14 protein-coding genes are annotated in these 16,393 nt (G+C 64.3%); 6 read left to right on the forward strand and 8 right to left on the reverse strand.

Features of this window, described 5'->3' with window-relative positions:
- Window positions 1–88: 88 nt before the first annotated feature.
- The 5 genes from BEP01S_RS12340 to BEP01S_RS12365 all read left to right on the forward strand — a co-directional run bounded on the left by BEP01S_RS12340 (window position 89) and on the right by BEP01S_RS12365 (window position 6,246).
- Window positions 89–736 (forward strand): ankyrin repeat domain-containing protein, encoded by a 648-nt coding sequence (locus BEP01S_RS12340; RefSeq protein ID WP_062244344.1) that lies wholly within the window; start codon window positions 89–91, stop codon window positions 734–736.
- A 622-nt stretch (window positions 737–1,358) separates the two neighbouring features.
- The gene (locus BEP01S_RS12350) at window positions 1,359–2,000 is read left to right on the forward strand and encodes a hypothetical protein (RefSeq protein WP_157070569.1); all 642 of its coding nucleotides are present in this window, start codon (window positions 1,359–1,361) and stop codon (window positions 1,998–2,000) included.
- 87 nt (window positions 2,001–2,087) lie between these two features.
- Entirely contained in the window at window positions 2,088–2,933 is an 846-nt protein-coding gene (locus tag BEP01S_RS12355) for a PfkB family carbohydrate kinase (RefSeq protein WP_062243692.1), read from the forward strand.
- Between the two features lie 55 nt (window positions 2,934–2,988).
- Entirely contained in the window at window positions 2,989–3,909 is a 921-nt protein-coding gene (locus tag BEP01S_RS12360; RefSeq protein WP_062243694.1) for a dihydrodipicolinate synthase family protein, read from the forward strand.
- 177 nt (window positions 3,910–4,086) lie between these two features.
- Window positions 4,087–6,246, forward strand: a complete 2,160-nt coding sequence (locus BEP01S_RS12365; protein WP_083532700.1) for a choice-of-anchor I family protein — start codon at window positions 4,087–4,089, stop codon at window positions 6,244–6,246.
- A gap of 112 nt (window positions 6,247–6,358) precedes the next feature.
- On the opposite strand, the gene BEP01S_RS12370 is transcribed toward BEP01S_RS12365, so the two are convergent.
- The 8 genes from BEP01S_RS12370 to BEP01S_RS12405 all read right to left on the reverse strand — a co-directional run bounded on the left by BEP01S_RS12370 (window position 6,359) and on the right by BEP01S_RS12405 (window position 15,172).
- Window positions 6,359–7,180, reverse strand: a complete 822-nt coding sequence (locus BEP01S_RS12370) for a siderophore-interacting protein (RefSeq protein ID WP_062243697.1) — start codon at window positions 7,178–7,180, stop codon at window positions 6,359–6,361.
- 168 nt (window positions 7,181–7,348) lie between these two features.
- Window positions 7,349–8,680 carry a glutaminase gene (locus BEP01S_RS12375; protein WP_062243700.1) on the reverse strand — a complete coding sequence of 444 codons (1,332 nt, stop codon included), beginning with the start codon at window positions 8,678–8,680 and terminating at the stop codon, window positions 7,349–7,351.
- 249 nt (window positions 8,681–8,929) lie between these two features.
- Complete coding sequence (locus tag BEP01S_RS12380) at window positions 8,930–9,241, reverse strand: antitoxin (protein WP_083532701.1); 312 nt, start codon at window positions 9,239–9,241, stop codon at window positions 8,930–8,932.
- Between the two features lie 238 nt (window positions 9,242–9,479).
- Window positions 9,480–11,063 (reverse strand): SulP family inorganic anion transporter, encoded by a 1,584-nt coding sequence (locus tag BEP01S_RS12385; protein ID WP_062243703.1) that lies wholly within the window; start codon window positions 11,061–11,063, stop codon window positions 9,480–9,482.
- A 66-nt stretch (window positions 11,064–11,129) separates the two neighbouring features.
- Window positions 11,130–11,864, reverse strand: coding sequence for an LmeA family phospholipid-binding protein (locus BEP01S_RS12390; protein WP_062243706.1), 735 nt, complete (start codon window positions 11,862–11,864; stop codon window positions 11,130–11,132).
- 73 nt (window positions 11,865–11,937) lie between these two features.
- On the reverse strand, window positions 11,938–12,660 hold the full coding sequence (locus tag BEP01S_RS12395) for a LutC/YkgG family protein (protein WP_083532702.1): 723 nt from the start codon (window positions 12,658–12,660) through the stop codon (window positions 11,938–11,940).
- Window positions 12,657–14,180 carry a LutB/LldF family L-lactate oxidation iron-sulfur protein gene (locus BEP01S_RS12400; RefSeq protein WP_235355047.1) on the reverse strand — a complete coding sequence of 508 codons (1,524 nt, stop codon included), beginning with the start codon at window positions 14,178–14,180 and terminating at the stop codon, window positions 12,657–12,659. The genes BEP01S_RS12395 and BEP01S_RS12400 overlap by 4 nt, the downstream gene beginning before the upstream one ends.
- On the reverse strand, window positions 14,177–15,172 hold the full coding sequence (locus tag BEP01S_RS12405; protein WP_062243709.1) for a (Fe-S)-binding protein: 996 nt from the start codon (window positions 15,170–15,172) through the stop codon (window positions 14,177–14,179). The genes BEP01S_RS12400 and BEP01S_RS12405 overlap by 4 nt, the downstream gene beginning before the upstream one ends.
- Before the next feature lie 295 nt (window positions 15,173–15,467).
- Between BEP01S_RS12405 and BEP01S_RS12410 the strand changes: the two genes are divergently transcribed.
- Window positions 15,468–16,388, forward strand: a complete 921-nt coding sequence (locus BEP01S_RS12410; protein ID WP_062243711.1) for an SCO6745 family protein — start codon at window positions 15,468–15,470, stop codon at window positions 16,386–16,388.
- The last annotated feature ends 5 nt before the right edge of the window (window positions 16,389–16,393 follow it).

A 16,393-nucleotide genomic window follows, 5' to 3' on the forward strand; every position in this document is an offset into this window, starting at 1 on the left:
GACTAGAACTGTCACCTATCCGTGCAGCACTCCCTCCGGCAGCAGTAGTTCCGGTTACACCGTCCGAATGTCGAGCGTAGGGTGGCAGTTGGAAGTTGATTGGCCAGGCGTGATAGAGGCGGGACTTCTCAGGGAGAGTCACGTCGACAACATCAACCGTCTTGCGGACGTTGCCAAAGTCGGCAATTGGGAGGCGTTATTTCGTCTTCTTGATCGAGAGCGATTTCTGAACGTAAATCAATGGAGAATCGCTGGTGACTCTTGGTTCACACCACTTCACCAGGCAGCTTGGCTCGGCGCCTCATCGGAGGTCGTGGATGAACTCATCCGCCGCGGAGCATGGCGTTCGTTACGGAACGCTGAAGGCGATCGTCCAATCGTTATTGCTTTGAAACGCAATCATCAGCATCTTGCTGATGCTCTGACCGTGCGTGATCTGAGCGACAACCAGTTGCGAAAGTTTGCTGCATGGGACAAGCACCTATCTGAACTGATTCAGGAACGTACCGAGTCTTTGGAGCCCGTAAAGATTCGGCCAATCCCTTCCGAGATCATCGCGTTGGAGACATTGGACAATCTGTACTTTGGTTATCCAGGTATGTACGGCGGCTTCTCGATGTCGATATTCACGGGTCGATTGCTGGTTGAGAGTTGGAGCCGAGTCGTTGACGGTTCAGGCCAGGCCCATGTCATTACCGAGAGCGGTTGTGTGCTTGTCGAGGAAGGCTTCGTTTAAATTCTCATGGTCGAGGCTTGATCGACGAGTGCACCAGCTGCGACTAAGGAGATGCGAACCTGCTTACGGTCGACACCGAGAGTGCGTGAGATAGCGCGCATTGAGATGCCACCGCCGTGCAGCTTCACTATCTCTGCGGCTTCCTCGATTGTGAGGCCGTGCTGGCGGCGCACGACGTTGCTCCGGGTGAGATGCTTCGAGACGGTTGCACGGTGCACACCATACTTCTGAGCGAGGTATCCGACGCTGAAACCAGTGAGGTAATCGTCGACAAGTCGATCTACTTCTGCGGGGGTGAGAAAGGTTTGAGGTTTTCCAATCCTCCTTACGCAAGGCCCTCGTACGTCGTGAATCGGGGTATTATCGGCCCGCTGCGATACCCGGTATACCCCTCGTTTCCAGCGAGAAATCAACGATTTCAGCTTCGGGGTGGGGTTTGAGAACTTTCTACGCAGGGACCCCGAAGAGATCGCCCCGCGATCCCTGAGAAATCAGGGATCGTGGGGCGTTTTTGTTTTGTCGGGCGCCGTTGTGGGCTCGAATCCTCTGTTTGTCACAAGCCGGCGTGCCCCGGCGGTCCACTGCATTCGTGTGGACGTCGGATCCTTGATAGGGTCCGCTCGTGCGAACAACTACTTCTCTCGTGATTGCCGCCTGCTCGATTCTGCTGCTGCCGCTGACCGGATGCGGCGCGAACGACCCCGGCACTTCAGACGACGCCAGCGAAGCTTCCGACCCCGGCAATTCCGCCACCGACGGCAACGGTTCCAAAGAAGGAGGGGCTGATTCGTCGGAGGCGCTGACGGAGAAGCTCACTGCAGCCAACCAGGACGGCACTGCCGAAGTGACGATCACGGCCCCAGAATCGTGGTACTCCTGGGGTCCGGGAGACAGGGTCAAGAGGGGCGTGATCATGTACACGTCCAATGAAGTCAGCGAAGATGAGTGGTTCCAGGTCGAGGTGCGCGATGGGTGGCCGCACGAGTGCACACCCGAGAACCTGTCGTCGAAGAAGTGCGAAGTATTCGGAACCAACTACTTGGATTATGACACTCTCGAGACCATCTCAATCGGCGGCTACGATGCGCCCGGGTTTGAGTACATCGACGACTTCGATACCTACCACACGCGGGAACAGCATCGACTTCTGGACGTGGACGGGACTCAGCTGTCAATCGCGATCAAGACCTCTCCTGCTGAAGAAGAGTTCCCGCAGGTGGTTCTCGACATCCGCGACTCTCTCACGGTCGAGCACGTCGACTAGCGGCCCCCTCGGCATCGTCCTGTCCGCTCTTCCGCTGTCGGTGTCCGATCGTCGATAGTTCGGCAGCCGATCGTCGATAATGGAGCCATGACCATCGACTGCTCCCTGACGGTCGTCGGCAGCATCAACGCCGATCTCACCGCCACCACCACCCGACTTCCCGCCGCCGGCGAAACCGTGGGAGGCGGCCGTCTCAGCCGATCGCCCGGCGGAAAGGGCGCGAACCAGGCCGCCGCTGCCGCCCGCCTCGGCGCCTGGACCCGCATGATCGGCGCGGTCGGTGCAGACTCCGACGGGCGGGCGATGCTGCACGCCCTCCGCGCAGCCGGAGTGAACACCGACGACATCGCCGAGGTGGCCGCCGAGACCGGAGCTGCGCTCATTATGGTCGACGCCGACGGTGAGAATCAGATCGCCGTGTGCGAAGGCGCGAATGCTTCAGTCAGTCTCGACGGAATCGAATTCGGCGCGGACGAAGCCGTGCTCACGCAACTCGAGATCTCGCTTGACCTCATCAGCGAACTCGCGAACCGCGTGCCCGGGTTCCTCGCCGTCAATGCGGCCCCCGCACTTCCTCTGCCCGCCGAGGTAGTCGACCGTGCCGATCTCATCATCGTTAATGAGTACGAACACTCCCAGCTGCCGCAACTGCAGACGGCGAAGCTCGTGGCCGTCACTTATGGGGCGAAAGGATCAGCGCTGCTGGCCCGCGGTGAGCAGATCGCCTTCGCCGAGGCAGTCCCGGCGAAACCCGTGAGCACCGTCGGCGCCGGGGACGCCTACTGCGCTGCTCTGACCCTGGGGTTAACCAGCGGACTCGAACCGGAACGCGCGCTGCGGGCAGCCAATGCCGTCGGCGCCGCGGTCGTGGAAGTCGCCTCGGCGCAACCGCAATTCGATCGGTTTGAGACCTATCTGTCAGCACTCGACTGACCTGACAGACTGAACACACACGGACCCAACAGCGGCAACCCCAGGAGGCCCGACGATGAACGCCCCCAATCACGACCCGTCCCTGTTCACCGGACTGAGCGCCTTCCCGCTCACTCCGTTGAAGGACGAAGCCGTCGACGAGGACGCCTTCATCGGACTCATCGAACGTCTCGTCCTTGCCGGAGTCGACTCGATCACGGCGTTGGGCTCGACCGGTTCGTACGCGTATCTCAACCTCGACGAGCGTGCCCGGGTGGCCGAGGTAGCCGTCGAATCCGCTCTCGACATCCCGGTCTTCATCGGGGTCGGGGCACTGCGAACGAAAGACGTTCTGGCCAATGTCGCCTCCGCCGAGGCCGCCGGAGCTCAGGGGCTGCTGCTGGCGCCGGTGAGCTACCAGCCGCTGACCGAGAATGAAGTGTTCGAGCTCTTCCGCACGGTCACTGAATCCACTGACCTGCCCATCGTCGTCTATGACAATCCCGGCACCACACACTTCACGTTCACCACCGAGCTCTACGCACGTCTGGCGGCCCTCGACGGGATCGCCTCGATCAAGATCCCCGGAAAACCTGCCTCACCTGCCGAGTGGGATGAGCGCATCGGCCAGATCCGCGCAGCCATCGGCAACGAGGTGACGATCGGCATTTCCGGCGACGCCCATGGTGCCGAAGGCCTCATCGCCGGCTGCGATGCCTGGTACACGGTCATCGGCGGCACCCTTCCCGACCAGACACTTGAGATCACCCGCGCAGCCGACCTCGGCAACGCAGAACTCGCCCGCGACCTCTCCGCTGAGCTGCAGCCGCTGTGGGATCTGTTCGCGCAGTTCGGGGGCAGCCTCCGCGTGACCGCTGCCATCGCCGAACACCTCGACCTCGTGGGTCCGAACAGTCTGCCGCTGCCGGTCCGTGATCTCGACGCGGCAGCGAAGTGCAAGGTCGCCGAGGTGGCCGACCACCTCGATCTCGCCTGACCACGACCCTTTCGCCACCCTTTCCGGCGTGATCGCTGGTTCGTGCCGGATCGCCTTGCAGGTGAGCATGTTCACCATCCGTCCATCTGCGGTTCGGAACCGGTCCATTCCGGGTGTCTAGGAATAGGTGATTGTGGGCAATTCGGCCCGCGACGCCCTTTCGACCCCGGAGACTCGATGACGAACCCCCTGTCTGCGAAGACGCTCACGGCCTCGGCGGCCGCACTCCTGCTGGCCACCGGTTTCACCGTCGGCGGTGCGACGACCGAAGCAGGTCCCGCGCACGCTGCAGAAGTCGACGAGCCCATCAGCTCCTCGGCCGCGGATGCGCAGATCGAGATGGACTTCCTCGGATCCCACGAGACCGGTCAGTTCGATGAGTCCGCCGCCGAGATCACCGCCGCCCACGGCGACACGGTCTTCACCGTCAACGCTCAGTCCGCCACCGTCGACGTCATCGACGCCTCGGAACCGACGGAACCGCAGAAGGTCGACGAGATCACCGGCACCGGCGTCGCGAACTCGATCTCCATCCGCGAGGACGGCCTCGGCGTCATCGCCCTCGAAGACGAGGACAAGACGAAGCCCGGCACCGTGATGTTCTTCGACGCGAACGACCCCACGGCGGACATCCTCGGCGAGGTTCCGGTCGGTTCTCTGCCCGACATGGTCACGGTCACTCCGGACGGCACCCATGCCCTCGTCGCGAACGAGGGCGAGCCGGCCGACGATTTCTCGACCGATCCCGAAGGCTCGGTGTCCGTCATCGACCTGCCCGCCGAGGTGGCCGCGTCGTCGGAGTCGGATGTGCACACCGCGGACTTCCACGAATTCGAAGAGGGCGGGGCGAAGACCCTGCCCGAAGATGTGCGGATCTTCGGACCCACACCCGAAGATGACCTGCCGGTCTCGCGCAACCTCGAACCCGAATACATCACCGTAGCCGGTGACAAGGCCTACGCCACCCTGCAGGAGGCGAACGCGATCGCGGTCGTCGATATCGCCTCGGCGACGGTGGAGGAGATCCTGCCGCTGGGATTGAAAGACCATGGTCAGGCGGGCAACGGACTTGATGCTTCGGACCGCGATCCCAAGGATGCCCCGACCGTGAACATCACGGAACACGAAGGTCTCAAGGGCGCGTATATGCCCGACACGATCTCGACGTTCACCTCGGGTGGCACCGACTATCTGGTGACCGCGAACGAGGGCGACTCCCGCGAATGGGGCGACTTCGTCGATGCGGCCAGGGTCAAGGACCTCGGCGAGGACGGGCTGGCACCGGTCTGTGAGACCTCGCCGCTGGCGGACAAAATCGGCGATGAGGATCTCGGACGACTGAACATCATCACGGATCTGGGCCTGAACGAGGCCGGGGACTGCTACGAGGAGCTCGTGGCTTTCGGCGGCCGGTCGTTTTCCGTGTGGACGACGGATGGGAAGCTCGTCGCCGATTCGGGGGATGAGTTCGAACAGCTGACCGCCGAGGCGGTGCCGGAATTCTTCAACTCCAACCACTCCGAGTCGAACCTCGAAGGACGCAGCGACGACAAGGGGCCAGAGCCCGAGGCACTGACCATCGGCCAGGTGGGGGAGACGACCTACGCGTTCGTCGGCTTCGAGCGCATCGGCGGAATCGCCGCCTTCGACCTCAGCAACCCGAGCGCCCCGAAGTTCGCGACCTACTTCAACAATCGGGACTTCTCTGTCTCCGTAGAGGACGAGATCGGAGATGTCTCGGATCCTGGTGCGCTGCTCGCGGGCGCCGGAGACCTCGGGCCGGAGGGCATTACGTTCCTCGGCGCCGATGAGTCGCCGACGGGTGAGGCTGCGCTCGTCGTCGGCAATGAGGTCTCAGGAACCACGAGCCTGTATTCGGTGGCGGACCTGGCCGACGGCGGTGGAGATGACGGCGCTGAAGACGACGGAGACGAGAACGCTGGGTCTGACGAGGATGCGGGTGCCGGTGCGGACGCCGCGGCCGGCGCCGATGGTGCGGGCAGCGAATCCAACGCGGGATCGGACGCCGGCGGTACCGGTTCCGATTCAGCCGGCACCGGCTCGGATTCCGACGCCGACGGCACTGGCTTGGACTCCGACGCGGGAACCGCCGGTTCGAGTGCGTCGTCCGGACCCGATGAGTCCGCCGACGGTGCCGAAGACACCGCGAACGCCGAGGGTTCTGCGGAAGGCTCCGAGGACTCTGCGGACTCCGATGGGGACCCGCTGCCGCGCACAGGCGCTGACCTTGGTCAGTACCTCATCCTCGGCGGCATCGCCCTCGGACTCATCGCCATCGGGGTCGCAGCCTTCCTGCTGACGCGCCGCCGCCGCTGACACCAAACGCCGACCGCTCATGGTGCCGTCGCTGTACCGCGTTATGCGGTGAGCGTTCGACGGCAGCATGAGCGGTCGGTGAATGTGGGTGTCTCGGAGGCGGACGCTCGACTCAGTCGATCTTGCCGATGGGTTCGCGCTTCTCGGCCTGGAACTGGTCCTCGGCACGGCCATCGGCCCAGTAGGCCGAGATCGACAGTGCCTCGCGCGGCACTTCGCGTTCCTTGAGCACCTTGCGGATCGACTTGATCGCCTCGCGCTCGCCGTGGGCGAAGACCTGCGGGGTGCCGGCAAGCCACTCCAATTCCTGGACGCTGCTGATGAGCTCGTCATACGAGTCCACCCACTTCACCTCGATGCCGGCAGGCACCTCGGGCAGAACCCGGTCGGCCGCCTCGGCGACATGGGCGATGATGACTCCGCGCGCATCGGCAGGCATCGCCTCGAGGGCCGTGCTCACTGCGGGAATCGCTGACAGGTCGGCGATGAACAGGTGCCAATCGGACTCGGCGGCGGGAGCGTACTTGCCGCCGGCTCCGAAGAGCACGAGCCTGTCACCGGGAGCGGCGTTCTTCGCCCAGGGGCCGGCGATCCCGGCATCGTCATGGATGACGAAGTCGATGCTCAGCCACTTCTCGTCGACGTCGATCTCACGGACCGTGTAGGTGCGGCGACTCGGCAGCTTCTCCGGAGCCTGCTCACGCAGCTCGTCGAGATCATAGGGCGGGACGAGCCCGTGGGCGGAGTCGGCGAAGAGGAGTTTGACGTACTTGTCGGTCGCATCGTTGACGGTGATGTTGTCGAAGGTGTCATCACCGCCGAAGCGGATCCGCACCAGGTGCGGGGTGACCTCGGTGACCTCGAGGACGGTGAGGATCGCCTGTGCGCGGGCAGGTCGGGCAGTGCGCTCGGGGGTGTTCGGTGCGGTCGTCATCAACGGCCTTTCTCAAGCGGGGTACCCCTGCGGGCTCGAGGCCGGGTCCGGACGGCGGAGCCGCCTCGGCGCAGGAATTCGGTTAGGCTCACCTTACCAAATGCCGTTCAGTGCCCACCCTACGGGTTCAACCAGTCGGGAGACCCGACTCCGCCCGGCCCGACTGAACTACCTGATGCGTTCGGCCATCTCCCGGCGGCGATCGTCGCGGACGCGTTTGAGTCCCTTGACCGATTTGAGCGAATCGAGGATCTCCACGCCCGGCAGCGCCGAATTCGGACCCTTGCACTGCATCAAGTCGTCGGGATCCATGAGCACCACGCGGATGCCGTCGTCCTCGAGGCGGGACAGCGCCTCGGTGAGCATGTACCTGGCCACCGAGTTGATCTCATTGACCCGACGCAGGTCGAGCACGAAAGTGTCCGTGGGCGATTCCGGTTCGTCCATCGCGCGCAGGACGTTCTCCGACCCGCTCCACTGGATGAGTCCCTGGAGGCTGCAGATGCGGACCATATTGCCCTCGCTGTCGACGAAGCGGCGGTCGCGGCGGATGATCGAACGGGCCGGTTCCGGTGCATCCATGATGTGCAGGCTCAACCGGTCGGAGAGGTCTCGGAAGATCTTGGCCCCGCGCACGCTCGTGCCGTGTCTGTCCAGGCGCGGAGAGAGGGTCGCAATGCCGACCTGACCGGGCATGACTCCGAAAACTCCGCCGGAGACGCCGCTCTTTGCGGGCATCCCGATCTCCGTCATCCAGTCGCCCGCAGCGTCGTACATGCCGCAGGTCATCATGACCGCGAGCACATGCCGGTTGACCCTGGGGGAGAGCACCTGTTCGCCGGTCAGCGGGTTGAGGCCGCCTCCGGCCAGGGTGGCGGCCATGATCGCGAGGTCCTTGACCGTGACGAGGATCGAGCACTGTTCGATGTAGCCGCGGACCACCTCGTCGGGGTCGTCGTAGAAGATGTCGTAGGACCGGAGCATGTTCGCGATTGCGACATTGCGGTAGGCCTCACGCCATTCGCCGTCGGCGACGTCTTCGTCGATGGTCAGCTCCCGCCCGGCGAAGCGGGAGAGGCCGGAGCGGACGATCTCGGTGCGTTCGGCCAGGCTCGCTCCCGGATCGCCGAGGATGGAGTGGATGGTCATCGCTCCGGCGTTGATCATCGGGTTGAGCGGCCGACCCGACTTCTTGTCGAGGGAGAGCTCGTTGAACTTCTCCCCGCTGGGTTCGACGCCGACCTTTTCGAAGACTCCCGCCAGGCCCTCCTGTTCGAGGGCGAGGCCGTAGATGAACGGCTTCGACATCGACTGGATGGAGAACGCATGCTCGGCATCGCCGGAGGTGTATTCGATGCCGTCGAGGGTGGAGATGCAGATAGCGAGCTTCTCCGGATCGGCGGCAGCGAGAGCCGGGATGTAGTCCGCATTCTCACCGGACCGGTCGGGACGGAAACGATCAAGCGTCTCATCGAGGAAATCCGGAATGGGCGATCGCATGGCACCTCCTGTGGCAGTAGTGGATGGTCGGCACAGCGCGGCTTGACGCAGACTGCCATTCTCACACACTCTTCCGCCGCGCGCCGTGCTTCAGTGACTGAGCTGACAGTTCTGCCGAACCGGTCTTGACGTGGCACAACATCGGCGCCGACCGCAGCGGTCGTTCCACCGGCGGGGCCTCGCCGAACAGAGATCGAGCCCCTGCCACATTCGGCAGGGGCTCGATCAATTGAAGCAGAAGATCAGTGGTCAGCGGTTTCCGGCAGGTCCATTGTCGCCGTCGAAACCATTGTCATCTCGGTTCGCACCACCGGCCTGATCGTCTCCGCGATCAGTGCCACCGTTCTGACCACGGTCATTGCCGATGGCGTCATCGGCCGCATCCCGGGCCTTATTGATCTTGTCCGAGTGCTTGCCTCCGGTCAGGGAGTCGGCGACACCGGCGGCCTTGTCGAGGACGGAATCGGTGACCTTCTCGGCCTTGTCCGAATTGAGCTTGTCCTTGACCTTGGGGTCATTGGCGAGGTTCTTGGCTTTGTCGAGGAATTTGTCGAATGCCATGGCACGGTCCTTCTCAGTTGGTCGACGTGTCACCGCCGACATTACGCAGGGCGGCTGAGACCCGGCTGTGGGAATGCACCCGCGTCAGCGAGAGATAAGTGGGTACAGATTGCACGTTTCTGCCGCGAAAATGGCAATCTGGCCCCACTTATCGGGGGAACTCGGGGTGGATGCCGTCTACGCAGCGTCGCCGGACACTAACCCTGCCCGCAGGACGCTACCCCAGCATCGCCAGGCACTAGCCCAGACCACCGGAGAGCCGAGCATGCAGAGTTTCGGTATAGGCGTTCATTCCGGTGATCTCCACACGCGTGCCCTGCGCCTCGTACTTCGTCACGATCGCATCGAGGGCGGCAACGGTTGACGCGTCCCAGACGTGCGATTCCGTCATATCGATGACGACGTGATCGGGATCGTGCGTGTATCTGAACTGAGTCGTCAGGTCGTTTGAGGAGGCGAAGAACAGCTCGCCGCGCACCACATAGCGGGCGACCGCCTCGGCGGTGGAAGCATTTTCGTCTCGCCCCGCCTCGGTGCCGGTGGGACCATCCGCATCCACACCGATATCCGGCACGGTGACCGTGCGTTCGACGGTGACGAAGTGGGCGACCCGCCGAACGAAGAGCACACTGGCCACGAACACTCCGACGACGACGCCGATGGCGAGATTGCCGGTGGCGACGACGACCGCAACGGTGGCGATCATGACGAAGGTCTCGGACTTCGGCAGCATCCGCAGCGTCGAGGGGCGGATCGAATGCCAGTCGAAGGTGTCGACGCAGACCATCATCATGATGGCAGCGAGAGCGACCATCGGGATCATGCCCACGATGTCGCCGAGCACGACGACGAGGATGAGCAGGAACGCTCCGGCCATGAACGTCGAGATCCGGGTCCTCGCACCCGAGGCACGGACGTTGATCATCGTCTGCCCGATCATTGCGCACCCGCCCATGCCGCCGAAGAGTCCGGAGATCATGTTCGCGGCACCCTGACCCCAGGACTCACGTGTCTTGTTCGAGTGCGTATCGGTGATCTCGTCGACGAGTTTGGCCGTCATGAGCGATTCCATCAGCCCGACCAGAGCCATGGCCAGCGAATAGGGCGCGATCGTGGTGAAGGTCTGCCAAGTCAGCGGGATGTCCGGAATGAAGAGCTCGGGCAGGCTGCGAGGCAGCTCGCCCTGATCGCTGACGGTGGGGACATCGATGGCGAAGACGATGGCGATGCCGGTGATGAGCACGATCGTGACCAGCGGTGCCGGCACGACCTTCGTCAGCTTCGGCATGAACATGAGCACGACGATGCCGATGGCCAAGAGCGGGTAGACCATCCACGGCACCCCGATGACGTGGGGGACCTGGGCCGCGAAGACGAGGATCGACAGGGCGTTGACGAACCCGACCATGACGCTGCGAGGGATGAAGCGGATGAGCTTCGCGACTCCTGCCACGGCAAGCAGGATCTGGAAGACTCCGGCGAGCATGACGGTGGCGATGAACATGTCCATCCCGTGTTCGCGAGCGACGGGGGCGATGACGAGCGCCACAGCTCCGGTCGCCGCCGAGATCATGGCCGGTCGCCCGCCGAGGAACGCGATCGAGATCGCCATGATGAACGCGGAGAACAGCCCGACCTTCGGGTCGACCCCGGCGATGATCGAGAACGCGATCGCCTCGGGGATGAGGGCCAGACCGACGACAAGCCCGGCCAAGACCTCACGAGTGAGCAGCCTCGGCGAGGTCAGTGCGGCGAGGACGGTCGGATCGGGGCGGTAGCGACGGGAATCGTCGGCGGTTTCGGCGGGGATGGGAGTCGTCACGACCGGAACATTACCCGATCGCCGAGGCGGCCCGACCCGACCGTTGCCGCCAGGCTTCCCCGCCTGTCACTGCAGGCTGACCCCGGATCCGTGGAGGCGGACCTGCAGTCCCGAGTCGGTGGCGGTGATGTCCGTGAGCTCGAGACCAGCGGGCAGGAAGTCGAGGTCGATGACGATATCGGAGATCGCCGAGGTGAGGAATGATGGCAGGCGGTCGAGGGAGAACTCCGCCGAACCGAGCTTGATCGTGGTCGCATCGACGACGGCCCGTCTGCCGTCGGTCTTCGGGTCGATGCCCACGAGCAGATCCTGACCGAGCATCGAGCCCTTGAGGAAGAGCTCGCCATCGACGGTCGTGAACGACATCCCTTCGGGCAGGTTCGCATGTTCCGCGGCAAGCTCATCAAGCGTCGAGTGGGGGAGCACCGCAGTGCCGTCGACGGTGCCGATCGGCTTCGACCCGCTGGTCGGAACGTCATAGAGCTTCGCATCGACATCGGTGAAGTCGACGCCCTCATAGGTCGCTTCGTGAGCGGTGACATGCACCGAGTTCAGCTCTTTGGAGGCCAGCTGCGTGAGGATGGGGAAGCCTTCGACGGAGACCTCGGACTCACCGTAGCCGGCCAGTCCATCGGCGATGCGCTGCTCCGTGGTGTAGTCGACGATGCGGTCGGCCGCGATCACTCCGATGATGAGAGTGATGACGATGACGACGGCGGAGACGATGAGCTTCGTCCGCCCGCTGCGACGTCGTGGCCGGTCATCCGGCCGCGGATACTGAAGAGTCTGCGCCGTGGTCATGGACTCCATTGTTCCGCACTCGCCGAGGCGTTCGCACACTTCGGCGCGGCAGAACCGACAGCTCCCGGTCGGCTCATCCGTTGAGGATGATGACGTCGAGAGTGCGCGGACCGTGCACACCTTCGACCCGGCTGAGTTCGATATCGCTCGTGGCCGAAGGCCCGGAGATGAACGTCAGCGGTGCGTGCGCGTCGAGGCGGGCGATCCCCTCGGGGACGATGTCGACGATGTCGTCGACGCGGACGATGCACACATGATGGTCGGGCACGAGCGTGATCGCCCGTCGTCCGCAGGCAGGCGAACTGTCGAGCACGATCGTCCCGGTCTGCGCGATCGCCACCGCCGAGGCGGTCACCACCGCACCCTGACCATCGAGTTCGTCGACGGTGAGCTCCTCACCCGGGGCATCGACCCGCACCTCACCGGAGAAGCCCTCCACCCAGGACTCGTCGAGACCGCGGGGGACGACGACCGAGGAATGATCGCCGATGAGTTCGGCGATCGTGGCACTCGGGTCACCATCGGCGCGGTGCACGTTCGCTTTGTAGTCGACGAGGCGGTCGATGAGCAGTTCGACGAGGTCCTCACCCGTGTGCGCACCCTTATGGTGGTAACCGGAGTCCGCGGCCGTGGCAGCATCCTTCGCCGAGGCGGCCCCACCGGAATCCGAGTCCGCCGTGCCGACCCGGCCCGGTGTCGCCGACTTCGGTGAGGACGACACGTATTCCCCGCCGCCGCGGCGACCGAGTGCTTCACTGATGCGGGCGAGGATCTCCTCGCGGGCGGTGTCGGTCATCGCTGTCCTTCCTCGTCCTGGCCGTCGGCTTCTTCTTCGGCCCACAGCTGCCGGAAGCTCTTCTCCGGCAGGGCCGGAATGTCACGGCTCGACGTCCAAGCGCCGGCGATTCCGGGCAGGTCGTTGATCTGCTCACCGCCGGTGACCTTGTGCGCCAGGGGCAGTCCCTTCTCCGCCGCGGCCATCCGCTTTCCGTCGCCCATCATCCAGGACGCACCGGTGAGGGCGGCGTCAAGCTGGGAGGACACGGGGGAGTGGTTGGCTTCGACATCCTCGTTGCGCAGATGGACGAGGATCTCCGGGATGTTGATCTTCACGGGGCACACGTCGTAGCAGGCGCCGCACAGGCTCGAGGCGTACGGCAGCGAACCGTTGCCCTGCTCTTCGACTCCTGTGAGCAGCGGGGACAGGATCGCGCCGATCGGTCCCGGATAGGTCGAGCCGTAGGCGTGGCCGCCGGTGCGTTCGTAGACGGGGCAGACGTTCATGCAGGCCGAGCAGCGGATGCAGTTGAGAGCCGTTCGTCCGTGCTCGTCGGCCAGCGCTCGGGTGCGTCCGTTGTCGAGGAGGATGAGGTGGACGTTCTGCGGACCGTCGCCTTCGGACACACCGGTCCAGAACGAGGTGTACGGGTTCATCCGCTCGCCGGTGGACGACCGGGGCAGCAGCTGCATGAACACCTCGAGGTCGGCGAACTTCGGCAGCAGCTTCTCGATGCCCATGACGGTGATGAGCGTCTCCGGCAGGGTCAGGCACATCCGCCCGTTGCCTTCGGACTCGACTACGCCGAGGGTGCCGGTCTCTGCGATGCCGAAGTTCGCTCCGGAGATCGCGACCTTCGTGGTAAGGAATTTGTGGCGCAGATGTCGGCGGGCCGCCTCGGCGAGGACGGCCGGTTCGTTCGTCAGCTCTCCGGCGTCGGGCATCTTGTCCATGAAGATCTCACGGATCTCATCCCGGTTGCGGTGGATGGCGGGAACGAGGATATGGCTGGGTTTGTCCTCGCCGAGCTGGACGATGAGTTCGGCCAGGTCCGTCTCGAACGCATCGATGCCCTCGGTCTCGAGGTGTTCGTTGAGCCCGATTTCCTGAGTGGCCATCGACTTGACCTTGATGACCTCGCGGCGACCGTTGTCGAGCACCGGGGCATTGTCCTCGACGAGCTCGGTGACGATGGCATTGGCCTCATCGGCGTCACGGGCCCAGTGGATGATGCCGCCGGCGGCGGTGAACGCGGCTTCGAACTGTTCGAGGTATTCGGGCAGGTTCGCCATCACCTCGTTCTTCGTGGCTTCACCGGCATCGCGCAGGGCTTCCCAGTCGTCGAGCTCGGAGACGACCTCGGCGCGCTTGGATCGGATCGATGAGGTCGCATGGCCGATGTTGTTGCGCAGCTGCTGGTTGCTCAGATGTTCGTGTGAGGCCTCGGGAAAGGCCTCGGCTTCGATGATGTTGCCCTGCCCGGCGGGCAGATCGCTGCGTCGTTTCGACGGCAGCAGCGGCATTCCCAGAAAGGTCATCGCAGGCTCCCTCCGCTCACTTCTGCTCCTTCGCTCGGCACCCGCAACGGGTCATCCTTCGTCGACGCGAGGATCCGGGCCAAATGGACCGCGGCCTGACCGACGCGGAACCCGGACTGGGTCCGGCTCGGCTCGGCCGGAGCGGTGCCTCGCTGGCCTGGGGTGAGGTGGTCGTCATCGTCGGCGCCGACGACCGTGGTCAGTCTCTCGGTCGTGTGTCCCTGAGCATCGGTCGTGCTCGTCTCCTTGACGTGGATGGCCGTGACGTCCGGGGCGCCGTCGAAGCGTCCGGTGCGTTCGAACCGGGACATTCCGCCGCCGATGTGCAGCAGGCAGGAGGCGTCGCCGCCGGTGCACAAATCGGCTTCGGTCGCCTGGATCGTGCGCACCTTGTCGGCGAGCATCGCCGAGGACACCTCGGGGTTCTTCACGGAGAAGGTGCCGCCGAACCCGCAGCAGGAATCGGCCAGGGGCAGTTCGACGAAGTCGATGCCCTCGACCGACCGGACGAGGGAGGACTGCCGGTCGCCGAGGCGCAGCAGCCGCATTCCGTGGCACGAAGGGTGATACGTGACTCGGTGCGGGAAGTACGAGCCGAGGTCGGCTGCGGCATCCGTGACGCCTTCGATATCGGTGAGGAACTGGGTGAGTTCATAGGTGCGGTCGGCCACCTCGGAGGCTTCGGAGGCCAGAGCATCATTGCCCATCCGCTCGGCGACCATCGGCTGCTGGTGGCTCAGAGAGGCCACACAGGAGGCGGAGGGGGCGACGGCGACGTCCCATTCGGTGCTCGTGAAGGCGCGGACGTGATTGGCGATGACCGGTTCAGCCTGTGCGAATTTTCCGGAGTTGATGTGCATCTGCCCGCAGCAGGACTGACCTTCGGGGAAGATCACCTCGTGGCCGAGCCGGCGCAGAATCCTCACGGTTGCCTGCGCAACCTCGGGATACATCGCATCGACGATGCAGGTGGCGAACAGTGCGATCCTCATCTGACCTCCAAGCCGGACGCTGTGCAAATGCGGTTGGCGGGATCGCTGGCCGACCAGGACGATGCCGTGATCGCTAACGGTCCGTGTCACTCCATGCTCAGACCGTAGCACCGGGGTCTGACGCGGCAAATGTGCACGATCGGACGTGCGCGCCGGTAGGCGGATCGACGGCGAAGTCCAGCCGCCTCGGGGGAGGACGGAGCGATTTAGGTCCTATGACACTGCGCTAATCTCCCGGCGACGACGGACACGCATACCCATTTACCTGGGACGGGACCGCCCATAGGATGACGATATGGATTCCCAGCGCACACAGAACATCAGAGCGGTCTCGGCCCGCATCAACTCATTCCACTCGTCGATCTACTTCTCGCAGACGGTCGGCGCCGAATACGCGAAGTACGGACTCGAACCCGGAGTCGAGGGCAATATGGCCGCCCGTTCGGCTCCGCTGGGACGGGTGAATCCCGGAGTCGTCAGCGCCGCGTATTACAACTATTCCCCGAACTTCGTCGCCGATATGCTGCCCCGCCTGTGGGAGACCGTGACCCCGGAGCAGATGGTCCAGGCCCGCTTCGACGCCGTGAGCGCGTTTATGGCCGAACTCTTCGGCGACCGTGACGACATCGCCCTGCTCACCGAGGCGGCCACCCAGATGACGGAGACGCTGGCTCCCGTGCTCGCCACCATGGACTTCTCCGGCCGCACCCTGGCCGCCGCCACCGCCGATGTCATCGGCGGCCACCAGGCGACCACCGCGTTCGAGAAGATGTGGGACGTGGCGACCGTGGCCCGCGAATTCCGCGGCGACGGCCACGTCGCCTCCCTCGTCACCGCCGGTGTGCCCGGAATCGACGCCCTCATGCTCGACGTCGCGACCGGCGCCGGATTCCGTCCCCGGGCCGCGCAGAAGACCCGCGGCTACACCGACGAGGAATGGCAGACCGCGCAAACCAGGCTCGCCGAGGCGGGGCTGATCACCGTGGACAAGGACGACCGCGGGTTTGACCTTCCCACCATCACCGAGGCGGGACGTGACCTGAAGGAACAGGTCGAAGTCCTCACCGACGGCACAGTCGTGGCCGCATGGTCGGTCCTCGATGACGAGACGATCGAATCGCTGCTCTCGCCGAGCCGTGACCTGCTGCGCGTCATCGCGAAGTCCGGTGCCTTCCCGTCGAACATCTTCGCCCGCCCCGAGAAGAAGGCCGGCTGAAACCC

Origin of the sequence: Brevibacterium epidermidis NBRC 14811, from assembly GCF_001570805.1 — a bacterium.
Lineage (GTDB): Bacteria > Actinomycetota > Actinomycetes > Actinomycetales > Brevibacteriaceae > Brevibacterium > Brevibacterium epidermidis.